This window comes from Pseudomonas peradeniyensis, from assembly GCF_014268935.2.
In the GTDB taxonomy this organism is placed as follows: Bacteria; Pseudomonadota; Gammaproteobacteria; order Pseudomonadales; family Pseudomonadaceae; genus Aquipseudomonas; species Aquipseudomonas peradeniyensis.
The window spans coordinates 1,121,028-1,142,091 of the sequence record NZ_JABWRJ020000003.1; the positions used below are offsets into that span (position 1 = coordinate 1,121,028).

The 21,064-nt window shown below is 65.7% G+C and carries 17 protein-coding genes; 10 read left to right on the plus strand and 7 right to left on the minus strand.

Features of this window, described 5'->3' with window-relative positions; translation table 11 throughout:
• Positions 1-32 precede the first annotated feature (32 nt).
• Positions 33-1,388 carry an amino acid permease gene (locus tag HU751_RS20035; RefSeq protein ID WP_186733551.1) on the plus strand — a complete coding sequence of 452 codons (1,356 nt, stop codon included), beginning with the start codon at positions 33-35 and terminating at the stop codon, positions 1,386-1,388.
• Between the two features lie 1,078 nt (positions 1,389-2,466).
• On the opposite strand, the gene HU751_RS20040 is transcribed toward HU751_RS20035, so the two are convergent.
• The 6 genes from HU751_RS20040 to gatC form a co-directional block, all read right to left on the minus strand.
• Positions 2,467-2,853, minus strand: a complete 387-nt coding sequence (locus HU751_RS20040; protein WP_186713841.1) for a carboxymuconolactone decarboxylase family protein — start codon at positions 2,851-2,853, stop codon at positions 2,467-2,469.
• A 10-nt stretch (positions 2,854-2,863) separates the two neighbouring features.
• A complete protein-coding gene (locus HU751_RS20045) occupies positions 2,864-3,907 on the minus strand; it encodes a calcium/sodium antiporter (RefSeq protein ID WP_186735153.1) in 1,044 nt (347 codons plus the stop codon).
• A 61-nt stretch (positions 3,908-3,968) separates the two neighbouring features.
• Positions 3,969-4,373 (minus strand): septal ring lytic transglycosylase RlpA family protein, encoded by a 405-nt coding sequence (locus HU751_RS20050; protein WP_437181056.1) that lies wholly within the window; start codon positions 4,371-4,373, stop codon positions 3,969-3,971.
• Between the two features lie 55 nt (positions 4,374-4,428).
• A complete protein-coding gene (gene gatB, locus HU751_RS20055) occupies positions 4,429-5,874 on the minus strand; it encodes an Asp-tRNA(Asn)/Glu-tRNA(Gln) amidotransferase subunit GatB (RefSeq protein WP_110735697.1) in 1,446 nt (481 codons plus the stop codon).
• 11 nt (positions 5,875-5,885) lie between these two features.
• The gene (gene gatA, locus HU751_RS20060; protein WP_186735145.1) at positions 5,886-7,337 is read right to left on the minus strand and encodes an Asp-tRNA(Asn)/Glu-tRNA(Gln) amidotransferase subunit GatA; all 1,452 of its coding nucleotides are present in this window, start codon (positions 7,335-7,337) and stop codon (positions 5,886-5,888) included.
• A 15-nt stretch (positions 7,338-7,352) separates the two neighbouring features.
• Positions 7,353-7,640, minus strand: a complete 288-nt coding sequence (gene gatC / locus HU751_RS20065; RefSeq protein WP_028689639.1) for an Asp-tRNA(Asn)/Glu-tRNA(Gln) amidotransferase subunit GatC — start codon at positions 7,638-7,640, stop codon at positions 7,353-7,355.
• 203 nt (positions 7,641-7,843) lie between these two features.
• Between gatC and mreB the strand changes: the two genes are divergently transcribed.
• The 8 genes from mreB (at position 7,844) to tldD (ending at position 18,916) form a co-directional block, all read left to right on the plus strand.
• On the plus strand, positions 7,844-8,881 hold the full coding sequence (gene mreB, locus HU751_RS20070) for a rod shape-determining protein MreB (protein WP_003255163.1): 1,038 nt from the start codon (positions 7,844-7,846) through the stop codon (positions 8,879-8,881).
• Between the two features lie 221 nt (positions 8,882-9,102).
• Positions 9,103-10,080 (plus strand): rod shape-determining protein MreC, encoded by a 978-nt coding sequence (gene mreC, locus HU751_RS20075; RefSeq protein ID WP_437181057.1) that lies wholly within the window; start codon positions 9,103-9,105, stop codon positions 10,078-10,080.
• Complete coding sequence (mreD, locus tag HU751_RS20080) at positions 10,080-10,568, plus strand: rod shape-determining protein MreD (RefSeq protein WP_028689641.1); 489 nt, start codon at positions 10,080-10,082, stop codon at positions 10,566-10,568. Before mreC ends, mreD begins: the two co-directional genes overlap by 1 nt.
• Positions 10,569-10,600: 32 nt before the next feature.
• Positions 10,601-11,200 (plus strand): Maf family protein, encoded by a 600-nt coding sequence (locus tag HU751_RS20085; protein WP_028689642.1) that lies wholly within the window; start codon positions 10,601-10,603, stop codon positions 11,198-11,200.
• A 54-nt stretch (positions 11,201-11,254) separates the two neighbouring features.
• A complete protein-coding gene (gene rng, locus HU751_RS20090; protein ID WP_050704083.1) occupies positions 11,255-12,712 on the plus strand; it encodes a ribonuclease G in 1,458 nt (485 codons plus the stop codon).
• 82 nt (positions 12,713-12,794) lie between these two features.
• Positions 12,795-16,610 (plus strand): YhdP family protein, encoded by a 3,816-nt coding sequence (locus tag HU751_RS20095; RefSeq protein ID WP_186735143.1) that lies wholly within the window; start codon positions 12,795-12,797, stop codon positions 16,608-16,610.
• A 12-nt stretch (positions 16,611-16,622) separates the two neighbouring features.
• Entirely contained in the window at positions 16,623-17,474 is an 852-nt protein-coding gene (locus HU751_RS20100; RefSeq protein WP_186735141.1) for a carbon-nitrogen hydrolase family protein, read from the plus strand.
• Between the two features lie 2 nt (positions 17,475-17,476).
• Entirely contained in the window at positions 17,477-18,916 is a 1,440-nt protein-coding gene (gene tldD / locus HU751_RS20105) for a metalloprotease TldD (protein ID WP_069015848.1), read from the plus strand.
• A 122-nt stretch (positions 18,917-19,038) separates the two neighbouring features.
• Here tldD and yjgA read toward each other — a convergent pair whose 3' ends face one another.
• Complete coding sequence (yjgA, locus tag HU751_RS20110; protein ID WP_028689647.1) at positions 19,039-19,560, minus strand: ribosome biogenesis factor YjgA; 522 nt, start codon at positions 19,558-19,560, stop codon at positions 19,039-19,041.
• Between the two features lie 109 nt (positions 19,561-19,669).
• Between yjgA and pmbA the strand changes: the two genes are divergently transcribed.
• Positions 19,670-21,016 carry a metalloprotease PmbA gene (pmbA, locus tag HU751_RS20115; protein WP_186735139.1) on the plus strand — a complete coding sequence of 449 codons (1,347 nt, stop codon included), beginning with the start codon at positions 19,670-19,672 and terminating at the stop codon, positions 21,014-21,016.
• Positions 21,017-21,064: the final 48 nt, after the last annotated feature.

Genomic DNA, 21,064 nt, shown 5'->3' on the forward strand with positions numbered 1-21,064 from the left:
CCAATAACACTGCCTCACCTAAAGGACACTTCATGCAAGACCAGAGCACGCCCGAGCGCTTGCAGCGCGGGCTGAAGAATCGCCATATCCAGCTGATCGCGCTGGGCGGGGCCATCGGCACCGGGCTGTTCCTGGGCATCGCCCAGACCATCCAGCTGGCCGGCCCGTCGGTGTTGCTGGGCTACGCCATCGCCGGCCTGATGGCCTTCCTGATCATGCGCCAGCTGGGCGAGATGGTGGTCGAGGAGCCGGTCGCCGGCAGCTTCAGTCACTTCGCGCACCAGTACTGGAGCGAGTTCGCCGGTTTCGTTTCGGGCTGGAACTACTGGGTGGTCTACGTGCTGGTCGGCATGGCCGAGCTCACTGCGGTGGGCATCTACGTGCAGTACTGGTGGCCGGATTTCCCCACCTGGGCCACGGCGGCGATCTTCTTCGTGGTGATCAACGCGATCAACCTGAGCCAGGTGAAGGTTTACGGCGAAATGGAGTTCTGGTTCGCCCTGGTCAAGGTGGTGGCGATCGTCAGCATGATCGGTTTCGGTGCCTGGCTGCTGACCAGTGGCCACGGTGGGCCGGATGCCAGCGTCGCCAACCTGTGGCAGTACGGTGGCTTCTTCCCCAATGGCGTCACCGGGCTGATCATGGCCCTGGCGGTGATCATGTTCTCCTTTGGTGGCCTGGAGCTGGTGGGCATCACCGCCGCCGAGGCGGCCAACCCGCGTGAGAGCATCCCGAAGGCCACCAACCAGGTGGTCTATCGCATCCTGATCTTCTACATCGGCGCGCTGGCCGTGCTGCTGTCGCTGTATCCGTGGCAGAAGGTGGTGCAGGGCGGCAGCCCGTTCGTGATGATCTTCCACGAGCTGGACAGCGACCTGGTTGCGACCATCCTCAACGTTGTGGTGCTGACCGCCGCGCTGTCGGTCTACAACAGCTGCGTGTACGCCAACAGCCGCATGCTGTTCGGGCTGGCCACGCAGGGTGACGCGCCGCGCCAGCTGCTCAAGGTCAGCCGTCGTGGTGTGCCGCTCACTGCGTTGGGCGTGTCGGCCTTCGCCACTGGCCTGTGCGTGGTGATCAACTACCTGATGCCGGGCGAGGCCTTCGGTCTGCTCATGGCTTTGGCGGTGTCGGCGCTGGTGATCAACTGGGCGAGCATCAGCATTACCCACCTGAAGTTCCGCAAGGCCAAGCTGGCGGCGGGTATCCAGCCGTTCTACCGGAGCCTGGGGCATCCGCTGACCAACTACCTGTGCCTGGCGTTCATTGTGTTGATCCTGGTGGTGATGTACCTGACGCCGCCGATTCGTATTTCGGTGATGTTGATTCCGGCGTGGATTGCTGTGTTGTGGGTGGCGTTCCGGATCAAGAAGGCGCGGCAGGCCTGATTTTATCTAGTTCGGTTTCGGGATGTTCATGACGTCCTGAAACCGAGCAGGCTTGGATGGCGTATTATGGTCATTCAAGGTTGTTTTCAATCTCTCGGTTGCCATCGCAGGCAGTCAACACATTGCCAATTATCTAACCTCCAACTTCGCATCTCTTGATCTTGATCTTGATCTTGATCTTGCTGTTGCTTCTAAGTGCGCGATAGTTCAGGCGACGCCAATTGCGACTTCAGGAGGCCGAGCGGAGTTCTTGCGAAGGGAGGTGACGGGCATGGATGCCCGTCAAGCGCTGCGCCCCAGGATGGGGCGTTCAGCGCGGTCCTCCCGGGAGCAAGAACGGAGCGAGGGAACCCCGGAGCGAAGCGTAGGGGCCGGATGAATGGAGCGAGGATTTTTTGGTTCCTTTTTGATCCTTCAAAAAGGGACCCGCCGTAAGGGCGGAAAGGTGACTCTGCGTCACCATCGCAAATGAATGCGCATATAACTTTTAAAACAAACTATTTAAAAGTCAAAGTCAAAGTCAAAGTCAAAGTCAAAGACGGTCGGCGTCGGTTTTTATTGTTGTAAGCGCATTCATTTGCGATGGCGACGCAGAGTCACCTTTTCGCCCTTACGGCGAGTCACTTTTTGTCAAACGCCCGGAGCGCCGGCCGGACAAAAGTAACCAAAAAACGCTGCGCTCCATTCATCCGGCCCTACGCTTCGCTCCGGGTCCCCTCACTACGGCCTTGCTCCCGGGAGGACCGCGCTGCAGGGCCCATCCTGGGCCCCAGCGCTTGACGGGCATCCATGCCCGTCACCTCCCTCCGCAAGGCCTGCGTTCGGCCTCCTGAAGTCGCGAAGGTACGGGCGGCGCCTGGACTGGCGTAGCTGTCGCTAGCAGGCTTGGGAGTTAATCTTAAGGCCTGCGTTCGGCCTCCTGAAGTCGCGAGGTCACGGGCGGCACCTGGGCTGGCGCAGCTGTCGCTAGTGGACGGGGTGGTTAATCTTCTGATCGCCAAGCTGTATGGACCACCCACATGGGTTACACAGTAGTTCACCCACATAGGTAACAGTCACGAGGCCAGGGCGCCCGCCCTTAATCGCTAGAACTCGCCTGATAGCTATCAATGACTTCCTGCGCCGCCCGAAACGCATCGATCGCCGCCGGCACCCCGGCATACACCGCACAATGCAGCAGCGCCTCGCGGATCTCCTCAACGGTGCAACCGTTGTTAAGCGCCCCGCGTACGTGCCCCTTGAGCTCCTGCGGGCACTTGAGCGCGGTCAGGGTGGCCAGGGTGATCAGGCTGCGGGTCTTCAGCGGCAGCCCGTCACGGGCCCAGACACTCCCCCAGGCATGCTCGTTGACGAAGTCCTGCAGCGGTTGGGTGAACGCGGTCGCATTGCCCAGGGCGCGATCGACGAAGGCATCGCCCATCACCTGGCGACGAATGCTCTCACCAGTCTGTTTCGTGTCAGCCATGTTGTTTTCCTTAGTGTTGGCGGCGCCAGGCCCGAGCCGTGGTGTACAGCAGCACGACCCCGAGCACGGGCATCACATAGAACAGCATCAATCGTTCAAGGCGTCCGGCCAGCGGCATGCCGGTGGTGAAGGCCACCACATGCAGCCCGTAGGCCAGGTACAGGCACAGGAACACCAGGCCTTCGGCGCGGGTGACCCGGTAGCCGGAATAGAACACCGGCAGGCACAGGGCGGCGACACCGAGCATCACTGGCAGGTCGAAGTCCAGGGCGTTGGGTGAGATCGACAAGGGCTCGGGAGTGATCACCGCCGTGAGCCCCAGCACCGCCAGCAGGTTGAACAGGTTGCTGCCGATCACCGTGCCCACGGCGATCTCCCGTTCGCCGCGCAGGGCCGCGATCAGCGCGGCGGCCAGCTCCGGCAACGAGGTGCACACGGCCACCACGGTCAGGCCGATGATGCGTTCGGACAGGCCCAGGTCAGTGGCCACCTCGACCACCGCCTCGAGCAGCAGGTGCCCGGCAAGGCTCAGAAGGCCCAGGCCCACGACGATCTGTAACAGCGCACCGCTCCAGAAGCGCAGCGGGCTGGCATGCAGGGTGCTCGGCGCAGGGTAGGTACGGGCGTAGTGGCGTGACTGATGCCAGAGCATGGCCAGGTAAGCCAGCAGGCCGAGCAGCAGCAGGCAGCCTTCCAGGCGCCCCAGTTGGCCGTTGAGCGCGAGCAGGTACACCAGGGCGCTGGCCAGGATCATCAGCGGGATGTCCAGGCGCACCAGCTGGCGCGACACGCGCAGCGGAATGATCAACGCCGCCAGGCCGAGAATCACCAGCACGTTGAAGATGTTGCTGCCCACGACACTGCCCAGCGCCACGTCCGGTGCGCCCTGGTAGGCGGCCTGCAGGCTCACGGTCAGCTGTGGCGCGGTGCTGCCGAAGGCCACCAGGCTCAGGCCGATGATCAGCGGGCGCACATGCAGGCGGCCGGCCAGGCGCAGCGCGGCGCGCACCAGCAGTTCGGCGCCGATGATCAGCAGCACGAGGCCCAGGCCCAGTTGCAGCAGGCTGAAGGCGGGGAGGGTGGCCAGGTCGAAAATGGCGAGGGCTCCAGTCAGGTCAATCGCTCAGACCTTGTACCCGGACTCGCGCGGTTCCGCTACGGAGCATGCCGATTTTTTCTGCGGCGGCGCGTGACAGGTCGATCAGCCGGCCACGGGTATGCGGGCCGCGGTCGTTGATGCGCACCACGACGCTGCGCTGGTTGGACAGGTTGGTGACCAGTACCCGGCTGCCGAAAGGCAGGCTGCGGTGGGCGGCGGTGAGGCCGTGCTGGTTGAAGGGTTCGCCGCTGGCGGTGCGTTTGCCGTGGTGGCGGGAGCCGTAGTAGGAGGCGGTGCCGGTCTGGTCGTAGCCGCGTGGGTCGATGTCATGGCTGGCGCAGCCGGCCAGGAGCGAGAAGAGGGTGAGGGAGGTGATGGCGCGTCTTAGCAAGTCGGATGCTCCGCTGTTGCCGCTGATCATCGCGGGGCAAGCCCGCTCCCACTGGCGTGGGAGCGGGCTTGCCCCGCGATCGGGATCACCCTTCGAGCTTGGCCTTGAGCAATTGGTTCACTTGCCCCGGGTTGGCCTTGCCTTTAGAGGCCTTCATCGCCTGGCCGACGAAGAAGCCGAACATCTTGCCGCGCTTGGCCTCATCGGCGGCGCGGTACTGTTCGACCTGTTCGGCGTTGGCGGCGAGCATTTCGTCGAGCATCTTGTCGATTGCGCCGGTGTCGGTGACCTGCTTGAGGCCGCGGCTGGAGATGATGCCGTCGGCATCGCCTTCACCGGCGGCCATGGCCTCGAACACGGTCTTGGCAATCTTGCCGCTGATAGTGTTGTCGCGGATGCGCAGCAGCATGCCGCCGAGGTGCTCGGCACTGACCGGCGACTGGTCGATCTCGACACCCAGCTTGTTCAGCAGGCTGCCCAGCTCGACCATGACCCAGTTGGCGGCCAGCTTGGCGTCGCCGCCGATCTTCACCACCTGCTCGAAGTAGTCGGCCTGCTCGCGGCTGGAGGCCAGCACGTTGGCGTCGTAGGCCGACAGGCCGTACTGGCTCTGGAAGCGCTCGACCTTCTGCGGTGGCAGCTCCGGCAGGGCGGCACGCACGCTGTCGAGGAAGCTCGGCTCGATGACCACCGGCAGCAGGTCAGGGTCGGGGAAGTAACGGTAGTCGTTGGCTTCCTCCTTGCTGCGCATGGAGCGGGTCTCGTCCTTGTTCGGGTCGTACAGGCGGGTTTCCTGCACCACCTTGCCGCCGTCCTCGATCAGGTCGATCTGGCGCTGGATCTCGCTGTTGATCGCCCGCTCGATGAAGCGGAACGAGTTGACGTTCTTGATCTCGCAGCGGGTGCCGAACTCGGTCTGGCCTTTCGGACGGATCGAGACGTTGCAGTCGCAGCGCAGCGAGCCTTCGGCCATGTTGCCGTCGCAGATGCCCAGGTAGCGCACCAGGGCGTGGATGGCCTTGACGTAGGCCACCGCCTCTTTGGCGCTGCGCATGTCCGGCTCGGAGACGATCTCCAGCAGCGGCGTGCCGGCGCGGTTCAGGTCGATGCCGGTGGCGCCGTTGAAGTCTTCGTGCAGGCTCTTGCCGGCATCTTCTTCAAGGTGCGCGCGGGTCACGCCGATGCGCTTGATGGTGCCGTCTTCCAGGGCGATGTCCAGGTGGCCCTTGCCGACGATCGGCAGGTCCATCTGGCTGATCTGGTAGCCCTTGGGCAGGTCGGGGTAGAAGTAGTTCTTGCGCGCGAACACGTTGCGCGGGCCGATCTCGGCATCGATCGCCAGGCCGAACATGCACGCCATGCGCACGGCTTCCTGGTTGAGCACCGGCAGCACGCCGGGCATGCCCAGGTCGACCAGGCTGGCCTGGGTGTTCGGCTCGGAGCCGAAGGTGGTGGCGCTGCCGGAGAAGATCTTCGACTGGGTGGCGAGCTGGGTATGAATCTCCAGCCCGATCACAACTTCCCATTGCATGTGTGAACTCCTCAGAAGCCGTTGGGGGCGCGGGTGTGCCAGTCGGTGACTTGCTGGTAACGGTGCGCGATGTTGAGCAGGCGGCCTTCCTGGAAGTACGGGGCCAGCAGTTGCACGCCCACCGGCAGGCCGTCGACGAAGCCGGCCGGCATCGACAGGCCTGGCAGGCCCGCCAGGTTGGCGGTGATGGTGTAGAGGTCTTCAAGGTACTCGGCGACCGGGTCGCCGGCCTTGGCACCGATCTTCCAGGCTGGGTTCGGCGTGGTCGGGCCGATGATCACGTCGACCTCCTCGAAGGCGGCCATGAAGTCGTTCTTGATCAGGCGGCGGATCTGCTGCGCCTTGACGTAGTAGGCGTCGTAGTAGCCGGCCGACAGGGCGTAGGTGCCGACCATGATGCGGCGCTGCACTTCGGCGCCGAAGCCTTCGCCACGGGAGCGCTTGTACAGGTCGGTGAGGTCCTTGGGATCCTCGCAACGGTAGCCGAAGCGCACGCCGTCGAAACGCGACAGGTTGGAGGAAGCCTCCGCCGGAGCGATCACGTAGTACGCCGGAATGGCGTGTTGCATGTTCGGCAGGCTGATTTCCTTGACTACCGCGCCGAGCTTCTCCAGCTCCTTGACGCTGGCCTGGACCAGGTCGGCGATGCGCGGGTCGAGGCCGGCGCCGAAGTATTCCTTCGGCAGGCCGATGCGCAGGCCTTGCAGCGAGGCGTTCAGGTTGGCGCTGAAATCCGGCACCGGCTCGTCGACCGAGGTCGAGTCCTTGGCGTCGAAGCCGGCCATGCCTTGCAGCAGCAGGGCGCAGTCCTCGGCGGTGCGGGCCAGCGGGCCGCCCTGGTCGAGGCTCGAGGCGTAGGCGATCATGCCCCAGCGCGACACGCGGCCGTAGGTTGGCTTGAGGCCGGTGAGGTTGGTCAGCGCCGCCGGCTGGCGGATCGAGCCGCCGGTGTCGGTGCCGGTGGTGGCCGGCAGCAGGCGCGCGGCCACGGCGGCGGCCGAGCCACCGGACGAGCCGCCCGGCACATGCTCGAGGTTCCATGGGTTCTTCACCGCGCCGTAGTGGCTGGACTCGTTGGCCGAGCCCATGGCGAACTCGTCCATGTTGGTCTTGCCCAGGGTGACCATGCCGGCCTCGGCCAGCTTGGCGACCACGGTGGCGTCGTACGGTGCGGTGAAGTTGTCGAGCATCTTCGAGCCGCAGCTGGTGCGCACGCCGTTGGTGCAGAACAGGTCTTTATGGGCGATCGGCGCGCCGAGCAGCGCGCCGGTCTCACCGGCGGCGCGACGGGCGTCGGCGGCGCGCGCCTGCTCCAGGGCCTGGGTTTCGGTGATGGTGATGAAGCTGTTGAGCTGCGGGTCGAGCTGCTTGATGCGCGACAGCAGGGCGCCGGTCAGTTCTTCCGAGGAGAACGACTTGTCGGCGAGGCCACGGGCGATCTCGGCCAGAGTAAGTTGATGCATGGCAGGCGCTATCCCTTAATCGATGACTTTCGGAACCAGGTACAGACCGTTCTCGGTCGACGGAGCGACGGCCTGGTAGCGGTCGCGCTGGTTGCTTTCGGTGACCTGGTCGGGACGCAGGCGCTGGGTGGTCTCCAGCGGGTGGGCGAGGGGTTCCACGCCGGTGGTGTCGACGGCTTGCATCTGGTCGACCAGCCCGAGAATACTGTTCAAGGCATCGGTGGTGCGTGGCAATTCGCCTTCATTCAGGCCCAGGCGGGCCAGATGGGCGATCTTTTCCACGTCGGAGCGTTGAAGCGCCATGGGGATCTCCAGGAAAACGACAGACGGAATGAGTCCGCAAATGAGGAACATGCTGGGATTCTGGCGGTCAAAGGGCCGCGATCATCGGCAGGCATGCTCGGAAAAACAGCCAATTTAACATATTGGCTCCTTGCCCAAAATCCCTGCCATTGTTAGAGTTTGCCGCACTTTTTTACCCACGCTTTCCCCAGGGTCACTTTCCCATGTTCAAGAAACTGCGTGGCATGTTTTCCAGCGATCTGTCCATCGACCTGGGTACTGCCAACACCCTTATTTACGTGCGTGAGCGCGGTATCGTCCTGAATGAGCCCTCGGTGGTTGCCATCCGTACCCACGGCAACCAGAAAAGCGTCGTTGCAGTCGGGACCGAAGCCAAGCGCATGCTGGGCCGTACCCCCGGCAACATCGCGGCCATTCGCCCGATGAAGGACGGCGTGATCGCCGACTTCAGCGTTTGTGAAAAAATGTTGCAGTACTTCATCAACAAAGTGCACGAAAACAGCTTCCTGCAGCCCAGCCCTCGCGTGCTGATCTGCGTGCCGTGCAAGTCGACCCAGGTCGAGCGCCGTGCCATCCGTGAGTCGGCCCTTGGCGCCGGTGCCCGCGAAGTGTTCCTGATCGAAGAACCAATGGCTGCCGCCATCGGTGCCGGCCTGCCGGTCGAAGAGGCCCGCGGCTCGATGGTCGTCGACATCGGTGGTGGTACCACCGAAATCGCCCTGATCTCGCTCAACGGCGTGGTCTACGCCGAGTCCGTGCGCGTCGGCGGCGACCGCTTCGACGAAGCCATCGTCACCTACGTGCGCCGCAACTACGGCAGCCTGATCGGCGAATCCACCGCCGAGCGCATCAAGCAGGAAATCGGTACCGCCTACCCGGGCGGCGAAGTGCGCGAAGTCGACGTCCGTGGCCGCAACCTGGCCGAAGGCGTACCGCGTGCCTTCACCCTGAACTCCAACGAAGTGCTCGAAGCGCTGCAGGAATCTCTGGCGACCATCGTCCAGGCGGTCAAGAGCGCCCTGGAGCAGTCGCCGCCCGAGCTGGCCTCGGACATCGCCGAGCGTGGCCTGGTGCTGACCGGTGGTGGCGCGCTGCTGCGCGACCTGGACAAGCTGCTGGCCCAGGAAACCGGTCTGCCGGTGATCGTCGCCGAAGACCCGCTGACCTGTGTCGCCCGCGGCGGTGGTCGTGCGCTGGAGATGATGGACAAGCACGCCATGGACCTGCTCTCCAGCGAGTGATCGCTGTGCAGTAGCATCCTCAGGTTTACAGGTGGCACGCACAGTGCTACCTGTATGCGCTGTGCTGGCGCCCGCCCGGGCGCCGTTTCCGTCAACCCGCAGCAGGCCGGTGCATTGCCCCATGTCCCATGACCTCCTGAGTCGTCCACGAGGAACGGCCCATTAAACCGCTTTTCTCCAAGGGCCCCTCGCTGGGCGTTCGCCTGCTCGTGCTGGTAGTGATGTCGGTCGCGCTGATGGTGGTCGATTCGCGTTTCGACCTGCTCAAGCCGGTGCGCAGCCAGATGGGCCTGGTGCTGATGGAATCCTACTGGATCACCGATCTGCCACAGCGCATGTGGCAGGGCGTGGCTGGCCAGTTCGGCAGCCGCACCGAGCTGATCGCCGAGAACGAGAAACTCAAGACCGAGGCCCTGCTGTTGCAGGGGCGCCTGCAGAAGCTGGCGGCCCTGACCGAGCAGAACGTGCGCCTGCGCGAGTTGCTCAACTCCTCGGCGCTGGTCAACGAGAAGGTCGAGGTCGCCGAGCTGATCGGTGTCGACCCCAATCCCTTCACCCACCGCATCCTGATCAACAAGGGCGAGCGCGACGGCGTGTTCCTCGGCCAGCCGGTGCTCGATGCCCGTGGCCTGATGGGCCAGGTGGTCGAGCTGATGCCATACACCTCGCGGGTGCTGCTGCTCACCGACACCACCCACAGTATTCCGGTGCAGGTCAACCGCAACGGCCTGCGCGCCATCGCCAGCGGCACCGGCAACCCGGAGCGCCTCGAACTGCGCCATGTGGCCGACACCGCCGACATCAAGGAAGGCGACCTGCTGGTCAGCTCCGGCATGGGTCAGCGCTTCCCGGCCGGTTATCCGGTGGCCACGGTCAACGAAGTGATCCACGACTCCGGCCAGCCGTTCGCCATCGTCCGTGCCATCCCGACCGCCGCGCTCAACCGCAGCCGCTACATGCTGCTGGTGTTCAGCGACCGGCGCACCCCGGAAGAGCGCGCCACCGAGGCGGCGATCGCCCAGGAAGAGGCCGACCGCCAGGGCGCTGGCCACACTCCGCCAGCGGCCACGCCCGCGACACCCGCGCCGGCCCATGCCGCGCAGCCCGCGCCTGGCACCGCTCCCGCGGCTGCGCCAACGACGGCCAGCCCGGTGCCGGCGCAACCGGCCGCCGCGCCCGCCCAACCCCGGAGACAATAATGGCCAGCACCCGTAGCAGAAACGGCTGGGCCATCTGGCTGACCTTCGCCATCGGCCTGTTGCTCAGCGTCTCGCCCATGCCGCAGTTCATGGAAGTGTTCCGGCCTATGTGGCTGGCCCTGCTGCTGGCCTTCTGGACCCTCGCCGTGCCCGGCAAGGTCGGCATGACCACGGCATTCCTGCTCGGCCTGGCCGAGGATGTGCTGTACGGCACCCTGCTCGGCCAGAATGCCCTGATCCTCACCCTGATCACCTTCCTGGTGCTGTCGTTGCAGCAGCGCCTGCGCATGTTCCCCATGTGGCAGCAGAGCCTGGTGATCCTGGTGATCTTCGGCATCGCCCAGCTGATCCAGCTGTGGCTGAGCGCGCTCACCGGCAATCGTCTGCCGACCCTGGCCCTGGTCTGGTCGGCGGTGATCAGCGCCTTGCTCTGGCCCTGGGTGAGTTTCGCCCTGCGCGGCCTGCGCGTTCGCCTGCACATTCACTGACGACCCGCCGCCACTGACAGGGAGATGTCCATATGACTCAGCTGTACCTGGCCTCCGGCTCGCCGCGTCGGCGTGAACTGCTGACCCAGATCGGCGTGCCGTTCACCGTCGTCAGCGCACCCATTGATGAAACCCCGCTGCCGGGCGAAGCACCGGCGGCCTATGTCGAGCGCCTGGCCCAGGCCAAGGCCGTGGCGGGCTTCGCCCACACCGACGGCGCTGGGGTGGTACTGGGCGCCGACACCACCGTGGTGCTCGATGGCCAGATCCTCGGCAAACCGGAGAACCGCGAGCAGGCGCTGGCCATGCTCGGCGACCTGTCCAAGCGCGAGCACCAGGTGCTCACCGCCGTGGCGCTGACCGACGGCCAGCGCAGCATCAGCCGCTGCGTCAGCACCACCGTGCGTTTTCGCACCATCTCCTTCGAGGAAGCGCTGCGCTACTGGGACAGCGGCGAACCGGTCGACAAGGCCGGCGGCTATGCCATCCAGGGCCTGGGCGCGGTGTTCGTCAGCGCTATCGAGGGCAGCTACTCGGCGGTGGTTGGCCTGCCCCTGAGCGAGACTGCCGAGCTGCTCGAGCAGTTCGCCATCCCTTGTTGGCAGCAGCAAGAGGATACGACACCGCGCTAGCCAGCCATCCTGCAGCGATCCATCATTACCCGAGACCTTTGACGAGAGCCTGCCATGAGTGAAGAGATCCTGATCAACATCACCCCGATGGAGTCACGCGTGGCGGTGGTGGAGAACGGCGTCCTGCAGGAGGTGCACGTGGAGCGCACCCAGCGCCGTGGCATCGTCGGCAACATCTACAAGGGCAAGGTGGTGCGGGTCCTGCCGGGCATGCAGGCGGCGTTCGTCGACATCGGCCTGGAGCGGGCGGCGTTCATTCATGCCTCGGAGATCTCCCAGCGCGAAGGCTCGGCGGTGGAGAACATTACCGCGCTGGTGCACGAAGGCCAGGCGCTGGTGGTTCAGGTCACCAAGGACCCCATCGGCAGCAAGGGCGCGCGCCTGACCACCCAGCTGTCGATTCCGTCGCGCTACCTGGTGTACATGCCGCGCAGCAGCCATGTCGGCATTTCCCTGAAGATCGAGGAAGAAGCCGAACGCGAGCGCCTCAAGCAGGTGGTCACCGACTGCATGGCCCAGGAAGACATGAAGGACGCCGGCGGATTCATCCTGCGCACCGCCGCCGAGGGCGCCCGCGCCGAGGATATCCTCCAGGACATCCGCTACCTGCGCCGCCTGTGGGAGCAGATCGGCTCGCAGATCAAGACCTGCGGTGCGCCCGTGGTCATCTACGAGGACCTTGGCCTGGCCCTGCGCACCCTGCGCGACCTGGTCAACCCCAAGATCGAGAAGATCCGCATCGACTCGCGGGAAACCTTCCAGAAGACCACGCAGTTCGTCGCCGAGCTGATGCCGGAGATCGCCGATCGCCTGGAGCATTACCCCGGCGAGCGGCCGATCTTCGACCTGTATGGCGTGGAGGACGAGATCCAGCGCGCCCTGGAGCGCAAGGTGCCGCTCAAGTCCGGTGGCTACCTGGTGGTCGACCCGGCCGAGGCGATGACCACCATCGACGTCAACACCGGGGCGTTCGTCGGCCATCGCAACCTCGAAGAGACCATCTTCAAGACCAATCTCGAGGCCGCCACCGCCATTGCCCGGCAACTGCGCCTGCGCAACATCGGCGGGATCATCATCATCGATTTCATCGACATGGAAGATGAAGAGCACCAGCGTCAGGTCCTGCGCACCCTGGAGAAGCAGCTCGAACGCGACCATGCCAAGACCAACATCATCGGCATCACCGAGCTGGGCCTGGTGCAGATGACCCGCAAGCGCACCCGCGAAAGCCTCGAGCAGGTACTGTGCGAGCCCTGCGCGGCGTGCCAGGGGCGCGGCAAGCTGAAAACCCCCGAGACGATCTGTTACGAAATTTTCCGCGAGATCCTGCGCGAGGCCCGCGCCTATCAGGCCGAGGGCTATCGGGTACTGGCCAACCAGAAGGTGGTTGACCGCCTGCTCGATGAAGAATCGGGCAACGTCGCCGAACTGGAGACGTTCATCGGGCGAACCATCCGCTTCCAGGTGGAGTCCATGTATTCCCAGGAACAATACGATGTGGTGCTGCTCTGACCTTCGCTAATGGCGGTCGCCCCATGGACGGGCTGGCAAAGCGCTATTCACCGGCCATAGTTAAGGGACGACTTGGAGGGCCATGGCCATGGAACGTCTGACCCGCGTTCTGGGCGCCTTGACCCGCTGGGGGCTGGGAATCTGCGCCCTGCTGGCGGTGCTGGTGGCGCTGTATGTCAGCCTCGGTCGGCAACTGGTACCGCTGGTCGCCGAATACCGCGCCGACGCCGAGCTCAAGGCTGAACAGGCCTTGGGCATGCCCGTGCACGTCGGTGCCCTGGAAGGGCGCTGGAGTGGACTGGCGCCGGTGTTGCGCGTGCGCGACTTGCAGCTTGGCGAAGGCAAGGCAGCCTTGCGCCTGGACGACGTCAAGCTGGTGCCCGACCTGTGGGCCAGCCTCAAGGCTCGCGAAGTGCGCCTGGCGCGCATCCAGCTCAGCGGGCTGCAACTGATCCTGCGCGAGAGCGAGCAGGGCGCCTGGACCCTCGAAGGCCTGCCGCAGAAGGATGATGCGCCGCTCGATCCGGCCGATGCGCTCAAGCGCCTGCGCCAACTGGGGCGGATCGATGTGTTCGACAGCCAGGTCACCCTGCATCCCTGGCAACGCGATCCCCTGACCCTCACCTATGTCAGCCTGGGATTGCAGGCCGGGGCGTCGCGCCAGAGCGTCGACCTGCGCGCCACGCTGCCTGATGGCCAGCCCTTGGCCCTGAGCCTGAACAGCCGCGCCACCGCGAAGGCCTGGCGCGACGGCCGCGTGCAGGCCTACCTGAGCCTGCCGCAAAGCGATTGGGCGCGCTGGCTGCCGCCGCAGCTGCTGGGCCAGTGGCAGGCCGACACCCTGCGTGCCGGTGGCGAGTTCTGGATCGACTGGAGCAAGGGGCAGTTGCAGCAGGCGATGGTTCGTCTCAACGCCCCGCAGCTCAAGGGTGCCTACACCGGGCGCAAGGCCATCACCTTGGACAACCTGGCCCTGTCGGCCTGGTTCCAGCGCCAGGACCAGGGCTTTGACGTCGTCGTCGACTCCCTGGCCATGAGCCTGGGCAAGACCCGTTGGGAGTCGCACCTGCAACTGGCGCAGCGCCCTGGTCAGAGCCCGGCCGAGGAAAGCTGGCAGGTGCAGGCGGACCGCCTCGGCCTGACCCCGCTGACCCCGGTGATCGACGCCCTGGCGCCGTTGCCGGACAAGCTGATGACGGTGGTCGACGCGCTCAAGGTGACCGGTGCCCTGCGCAACGTGCGCCTGGACATCCGTCCCAAGGCCGAGGGCGACCAGCGCCTGCAGTTCGCCGCCAACCTGGAGAAAGTCGGTTTCGACGCCTATCACGGCGCGCCGGCCGCCGGCAACGTCAGCGGCGCCATCAGCGGTGACCTCGGGCACGGAGAACTGCGCCTGGATACCCAGGCCTTCATGCTGCATCTGTATCCGATCTTCGGCAAACCCTGGCATTACCCGAAAGCCAACGCACGGCTGACCTGGACCCTGGACAAGGAAGCCTTCACCCTGGTCGCTCCCTACATCAAGGTGCTGGGCGACGAGGGCAAGATCGCTGCGGATTTCCTGATTCGCATCCACTTGCAACCGGGCCATGAAGACTACATGGACCTGCGCGTCGGCCTCACCGAGGGCGACGGTCGCTACACCGCCAAGTACCTGCCCGAGGTGCTCAGCCCGGCCCTGGACGAATGGCTGCGCAGCGCCATCGTCAAGGGCAATGTCGACGAGGGTTACTTCCAGTACCAGGGCTCGCTGCATCACAACGCGCCGCCCCATGCCCGAGATATCAGCCTGTTCTTCAAGGTCCACGACGCCGCGCTGGATTTCCAGCCGGGCTGGCCGCAGGTGCAGCAGGTCGACGGCAATGTCTACATCGAGGACACCGGCGTGCGCATCCAGGCCCGCAAAGGGCTGTTGCTGGACACCCAGGTCAGCGATGTCAGCGTCAACATTCCCCATGTCGAGGGCGACCAGCACAGCCACCTGTTCCTCGATGGCGACTTCGACGGCAGCCTCGGCGATGGCCTGAAGATCCTCAAGGAAGCGCCGATCGGCACGGGCGAGATCTTCGCCGGCTGGGAAGGTGAAGGGCCGCTCAAGGGCAAGGTCAAGCTGGATATCCCCCTGGTCCGCGGGCAGCGGCCCAAGGTGCTGGTGGACTTCGCGACCCACGACGCGACCCTGAAAGTGGCGCCGCCGAGCCTGGAACTGACCCAGCTCAAAGGCGACTTCAGCTTCGATTTCGACAAGGGCCTGAGTGGCAAGGACATCAGCCTGCACGCCTTCGGCAAGCCGGTGACCGCGCAGATCACCGCCGAAGGGCAGGGTGGGCAAATCCAGACCCGCATCAACGCCAATGGCCAGGTCGGCCTCAAGGCCCTGACCGACTGGTTGCAGTACCAGCAACCGCTGCCCGTCTCTGGCGAGCTGCCCTATCAACTACAGGTGACGCTTGGCAGCCGCGACAACCGTTTGAGCGTCAGTTCCTCGCTCAAGGGGCTGGCCATCGACTTGCCAGCGCCGTTTGGCAAGGCCGCCGGGGAAATACGCGACAGTCGCTTCGGCCTGACCCTGCAAGGCCCCGAGCGGCGCATCGATGCCAGCTACGCCGACCTTGCCCGCTTCGCCTACGCCGCGCCCGCCGACAAGCTGGCTCAGGGGCGTGGCGAGCTGCTGCTGGGCACGGGCGAAGCCAGCCTCCCCAGCGGCCAGGGCCTGCGTGTGCGTGGCCGGCTTGAGACCCTGGACCTGGCCCCCTGGCAGCAACAGATGGAGCGCCTGGCCGGCAAGGATCCGGGCGGCAGCGCCCGGCAGAACCTGCAGAGCGTGGACCTGAGCATCGGCCAGCTCAAGGCCTTCGGCATGGACCTCAACCAGGCGGTGATCCGCCTGATGCGCGGCGGCCCGGCCTGGGACCTGCGCCTGGACAGCAGGGAAGTCATCGGCAACGCGCGTATTCCCGATGCCAAGGCCACGCCCATGAACGTCCGCCTGCAGAGCCTGCGCCTGCCGCCGGCCGACCCGAATGAAGCCCAGGACGAGAACGCGCCGGATCCATTGGCCGGGGTCGACCCGCGCAAGGTGCCGCCGCTGGACCTGACCATCGACAAGCTGTACCGCGGCGACGACCTGTTCGGCAGTGTCAACCTGAAGCTGCGCCAGACCGCCAAAGGCATGGCCATGAGCGATGTCGACCTGGACCTCAAGGGCCTGCACATTGATGGTAGCGGTGGCTGGGAAGGCGAGCCGGGCAGCAGTTCGAGCTGGTACAAGGGCCGGCTGGATGGCAAGAACCTGGGTGATGTGCTCAAGGCCTGGGGCTTTGCGCCCACGGTCACCAGTCGCGACTTCCGCATGGATGTGGACGGCCGCTGGCCGGGCTCGCCGGCCTGGGTCAGCCTCAACCGTTATTCCGGCAGCCTCGACGCGGCCTTGCGCAGCGGCCAGTTCGTCGAGGTCGAGGGCAGCGCCCAGGCCTTGCGGGTGTTCGGGCTGCTCAACTTCAACTCCATCGGCCGGCGCCTGCGCCTGGACTTCTCCGACCTGTTCAGCAAGGGCCTGGCCTATGACCGGGTCAAGGGGCTGCTGGTGGCCAGCGAAGGGGTCTACGTGACCCGTGAGCCGATCACCGTCACCGGGCCGTCGAGCAACTTCGAGCTCGACGGCACCATGGACTTCGTCCGTGACCGGGTCGATGCCAAGCTGCTGGTGACGCTGCCGGTGACCAACAACCTGCCGCTGGCCGCGCTGATCGTCGGCGCGCCGGCGATCGGCGGCGCGTTGTTCCTGGTCGATCGGCTGATCGGGGACCGGGTGGCGCGTTTCGCCAGTGTGCACTATCGCGTCGAAGGTCCGGTCAAAGAGCCTAAAATCACCTTTGTGAAACCTTTCGACAAATAACCCGGGGTGGTCATGACGTCAGCTGTGATCCAGATGGTCAGCCAGGACGATGTGCTGGCCAACCTGCAACGTGCCACGGCACTGCTCGAGCAGGCCGCCGCCGGTGGCGCGCGCCTGGCGGTGCTGCCGGAGAACTTTGCCGCCATGGGCCGGCGCGATGCCGCGGCCATCGGTCGGGCCGAGGCGCTGGGTGAGGGGCCGATCCTGCCATGGTTGAAACGCACCGCCCGCGACCTCAGGTTATGGATAGTCGCCGGTACCTTGCCGCTGCCGCCGGTTGGCCAGCCGCATGCCAAGGCCCACGCCTGCTCGTTGCTGGTCGATGAGCACGGCGAGATCGCCGCCCGCTACGACAAGCTGCACCTGTTCGATGTGGACGTGGCCGACAATCGTGGCCGCTACCGCGAGTCGGACGACTACGCCCACGGCAGCCAGGTGGTGGTGGCCGACACGCCCGTTGGCCGGCTGGGCCTGTCGGTGTGTTACGACCTGCGCTTCCCCGAGCTGTACAGCGCCTTGCGCGCCGCCGGGGCCGAACTGATCAGCGCACCGGCGGCGTTTACCGCGGTGACCGGCGCGGCGCATTGGGAAGTACTGATTCGCGCACGGGCCATCGAGACCCAGTGCTATGTATTGGCGGCCGCCCAGGGCGGCCTGCATCCGGGGCCGCGGGAAACCCACGGCCAGGCGGCGATCGTCGACCCCTGGGGGCGGATCGTCGTGCAACAGGCGCGGGGCGAAGCGGTATTGCTCGCCACGCGCGACAGTGAAGAACAGGCGTCCATCCGGGCGCGCATGCCGGTGGTCACGCACCGGCGCTTTTTCTCGCAGGACGCCTTGCGGCCTGCGCACACCTCGGAGTGACTATGAGCGAGATTTTATCCACCGTCAGCGAGCAGCTCCTGGCCCCGGGCGGCCTGACCCTCGACAGCCTGCAGACGGTGCTGGGCGAGCTGGCCGGCCCCGGCATCGATGCCGCCGACCTGTATTTCCAGGGCCAGATCTCGGAAACCTGGGCGCTGGAGGACGGCATCGTCAAAGAGGGCAGCTTCAACCTCGACCAGGGCGTGGGCGTGCGTGCCCAGTCCGGCGAGAAGACCGGCTTCGCCTACAGCAACGCGATCAACCTCGAAGCCCTGACCTCGGCGGCCCGCGCCGCCCGCTCGATCTCCCGGGCCGGGCAGGATGGCAAGGTGCAGGCGTTCCGCAGCCAGGATGTGACTGCGCTGTACGCGTCTGACAATCCACTGGATGTGCTGAGCCGCGCCGAGAAGGTCGACCTGCTCAAGCGCGTCGATGCCGCCACCCGCGCCCTCGACCCGCGCATCCAGCAGGTCAGTGTGAGCATGGCCGGGGTCTGGGAGCGGATCCTGGTCGCCGCCGCCGATGGCAGCCTGGCCGCCGATGTACGTCCGCTGGTGCGTTTCAACGTCAGCGTGATCGTCGAACAGAACGGCCGCCGCGAGCGCGGCGGGCAGGGTGGTGGCGGGCGTACCGACTACCGCTACTTCACCGAGGAGCGGGTGATGGGCTATGCCCGCGAGGCGCTGCGCCAGGCGCTGGTCAACCTCGAGGCCATTCCGGCGCCGGCCGGCACGCTGCCGGTGGTGCTTGGCCCGGGCTGGTCCGGCGTGCTGCTGCACGAGGCGGTCGGTCACGGCCTGGAAGGCGACTTCAACCGCAAGGGCAGTTCGGCGTTCAGTGGCCGTATCGGCGAGCAAGTGGCCTCTAAACTGTGCACCATCGTCGACGACGGCACCCTGGAGGGCCGTCGCGGCTCGCTCAGCATCGATGATGAAGGCACGCCAACCGAATGCACCACGCTGATCGAGAACGGCATCCTCAAGGGCTATATGCAGGACAAGCTCAACGCCCGCCTGATGGGCATGGCGGTGACCGGCAACGGCCGGCGTGAATCCTACGCCCACCTGCCGATGCCGCGCATGACCAACACCTACATGCGTGCCGGCGACAGCGACCCCGAGGAAATCATCCGCTCGGTGAAGAAGGGCATCTACTGCGCCAACCTCGGCGGTGGCCAGGTGGACATCACCAGCGGCAAGTTCGTGTTCTCCACCAGCGAGGCCTACCTGATCGAGGACGGCAAGATCACCGCGCCGGTGAAGGGCGCGACCTTGATCGGCAATGGTCCGGAGGCGATGCGGGGAGTGTCGATGGTCGGCAACGACCTGGCGCTGGACAGCGGCGTGGGTACGTGTGGCAAGGATGGGCAGTCGGTGCCGGTAGGGGTTGGCCAGCCGACCCTGAAGTTGGACGCGATCACTGTCGGTGGTACAGGGGCGTGAGGCCGGCAGGGACCGCTTTGCGGTCCTTTCACGGCGCAAGGCCGCTCCTACAGGTGTGCGCGTTCCCTGTGGGAGCGGCCTTGTGCCGCGATGGGCTGCGTAGCAGCCCCAGGATGTCGGGTTTAACGCAGGCCGCGCTGGACCTCGTCGAGGTCGCGGATGTACTTGAACACTTTACGCGCAGCCGCAGGCGGCTTGTTTCGCGCCTTCTCGTGCTGGGCATGACGGATCAGCGAGCGCAGGTGCTGGCGATCGGTGTCGGGGAACTCGTTGACGAAGCGTTCGAGGTCCTCGTCGTTGCCGTCGATCAGGCGGTCGCGCCAGCGCTCGAGGCCGTGGAAGCGCTCGTTGTACTGGCGGGTCGAGCTGTCGACCTGCTCGAGCACGGCATGGATGGCGTCCAGGTCCTGCACGCGCATCAGCTTGCCGACGAACGACATGTGGCGTTTGCGGGCGCCGTGGGCGGTGTGCTTGCTGGCCTCTTCCAGCGCCTTGCGCAGCTCGTCGGTCAACGGCAGGCGGGCCAGGGTATCGGCCTTGAGGGTGGTGAGGCGCTCACCGAGCTCGACCAGCGCATGCAGCTCGCGCTTGATCTGGGTTTTGCTTTTTTCGCCGTCGAAGGCGTCGTCGTAAGAATCAACCATGGGGGCAGTCCGCAGGAAATCGCCGCCATGATAACCAGTCGGGGGCCGCTTGTCCGGCCCGGTCGTAGAATGACCCAAGCCGTACGCAGAATTTTCAGTGGAGAGAACCATGAGTGCAGTCCAGAGCGTAGGCCCCAAGGACCTGCCGGCGTTGCAGGAACAGGTCGAGGCGATCGTTGCCGAGGCGCGCCGCCAGGGCGCCAGCGCCTGCGAAGTGGCGGTGTCGCTGGAGCAGGGCCTGTCCACCACGGTGCGCCAGCGCGAAGTCGAGACGGTCGAGTTCAACCGCGACCAGGGCTTCGGCATCACCCTCTACGTTGGCCAGCGCAAGGGTTCGGCCAGCACCTCGGCCAGCGGCCCTGAGGCGATCCGCGAGACCGTCGCGGCGGCCCTGGCAATCGCCAAGCACACCTCCGAGGACGAGTGTTCGGGGCTGGCCGATGCCGCCTTGATGGCCCGCGAGATCCCTGACCTGGACCTGTACCACGACTGGGACATCGAGCCGGAGAAGGCCATCGAGATGGCGCTGGCCTGCGAGGCGGCGGCGTTCGATGCCGACAAGCGCATCCTCAACGCCGACGGCACCACCCTCAATACCCACCAGGGCGTGCGGGTCTACGGCAACAGCCACGGCTTCATCGGCGGCTACGCGTCCACCCGGCACAGCCTGAGCTGCGTGATGATCGCCGAAGCCGAAGGACAGATGCAGCGCGACTACTGGTACGACGTCAATCGCCAGGGCAACCTGCTGGCCGACCCGCGCAGCATCGGCCAGCGCGCCGCACAACGCGCCGCCAGCCGCCTGGGCGCGCGTCCGGTGCCGACCTGCGAGGTGCCGGTGCTGTTCTCGGCGGAGCTTGCCGGCGGCCTGTTCGGCAGCTTCCTGTCGGCGATTTCCGGCGGCAACCTGTACCGCAAGTCGTCGTTCCTCGAAGGCACCATCGGCCAGCGCCTGTTCCCCACCTGGCTGACCCTCGACGAGCGGCCGCACATCCCGCGTGCGCTGGGCAGCGCGGCGTTCGACGGCGATGGCCTGGCCACCTACGCCAAGCCGTTCGTCGACAAGGGCGAGCTGGTGTCCTACATCCTCGGCACCTATTCCGGGCGCAAGCTGAGCCTGCCGAGCACCGCCAACGCCGGGGGCGTGCACAACCTGTTCGTCACCCACGGCGTGGAAGACCAGGCGGCACTGATTCGTCGCATGGGCCGCGGCCTGCTGGTGACCGAGCTGATGGGGCATGGCCTGAACATGGTGACCGGTGACTATTCCCGTGGCGCGGCGGGCTTCTGGGTCGAAAACGGCGAGATCCAGTTCCCGGTCCAGGAAGTGACCATCGCCGGCAATATGAAGGACATGTTCCAGCAGATCGTGGCGATCGGCAGCGATATCGAGACCCGCAGCAATATCCACAGTGGCTCGGTGCTGATCGAGCGGATGACGGTGGCGGGCAGCTGATCGGCGCTCTATTGGCTGGGGAGGGTGGGAGCGGGCTTGCCCCGCGAT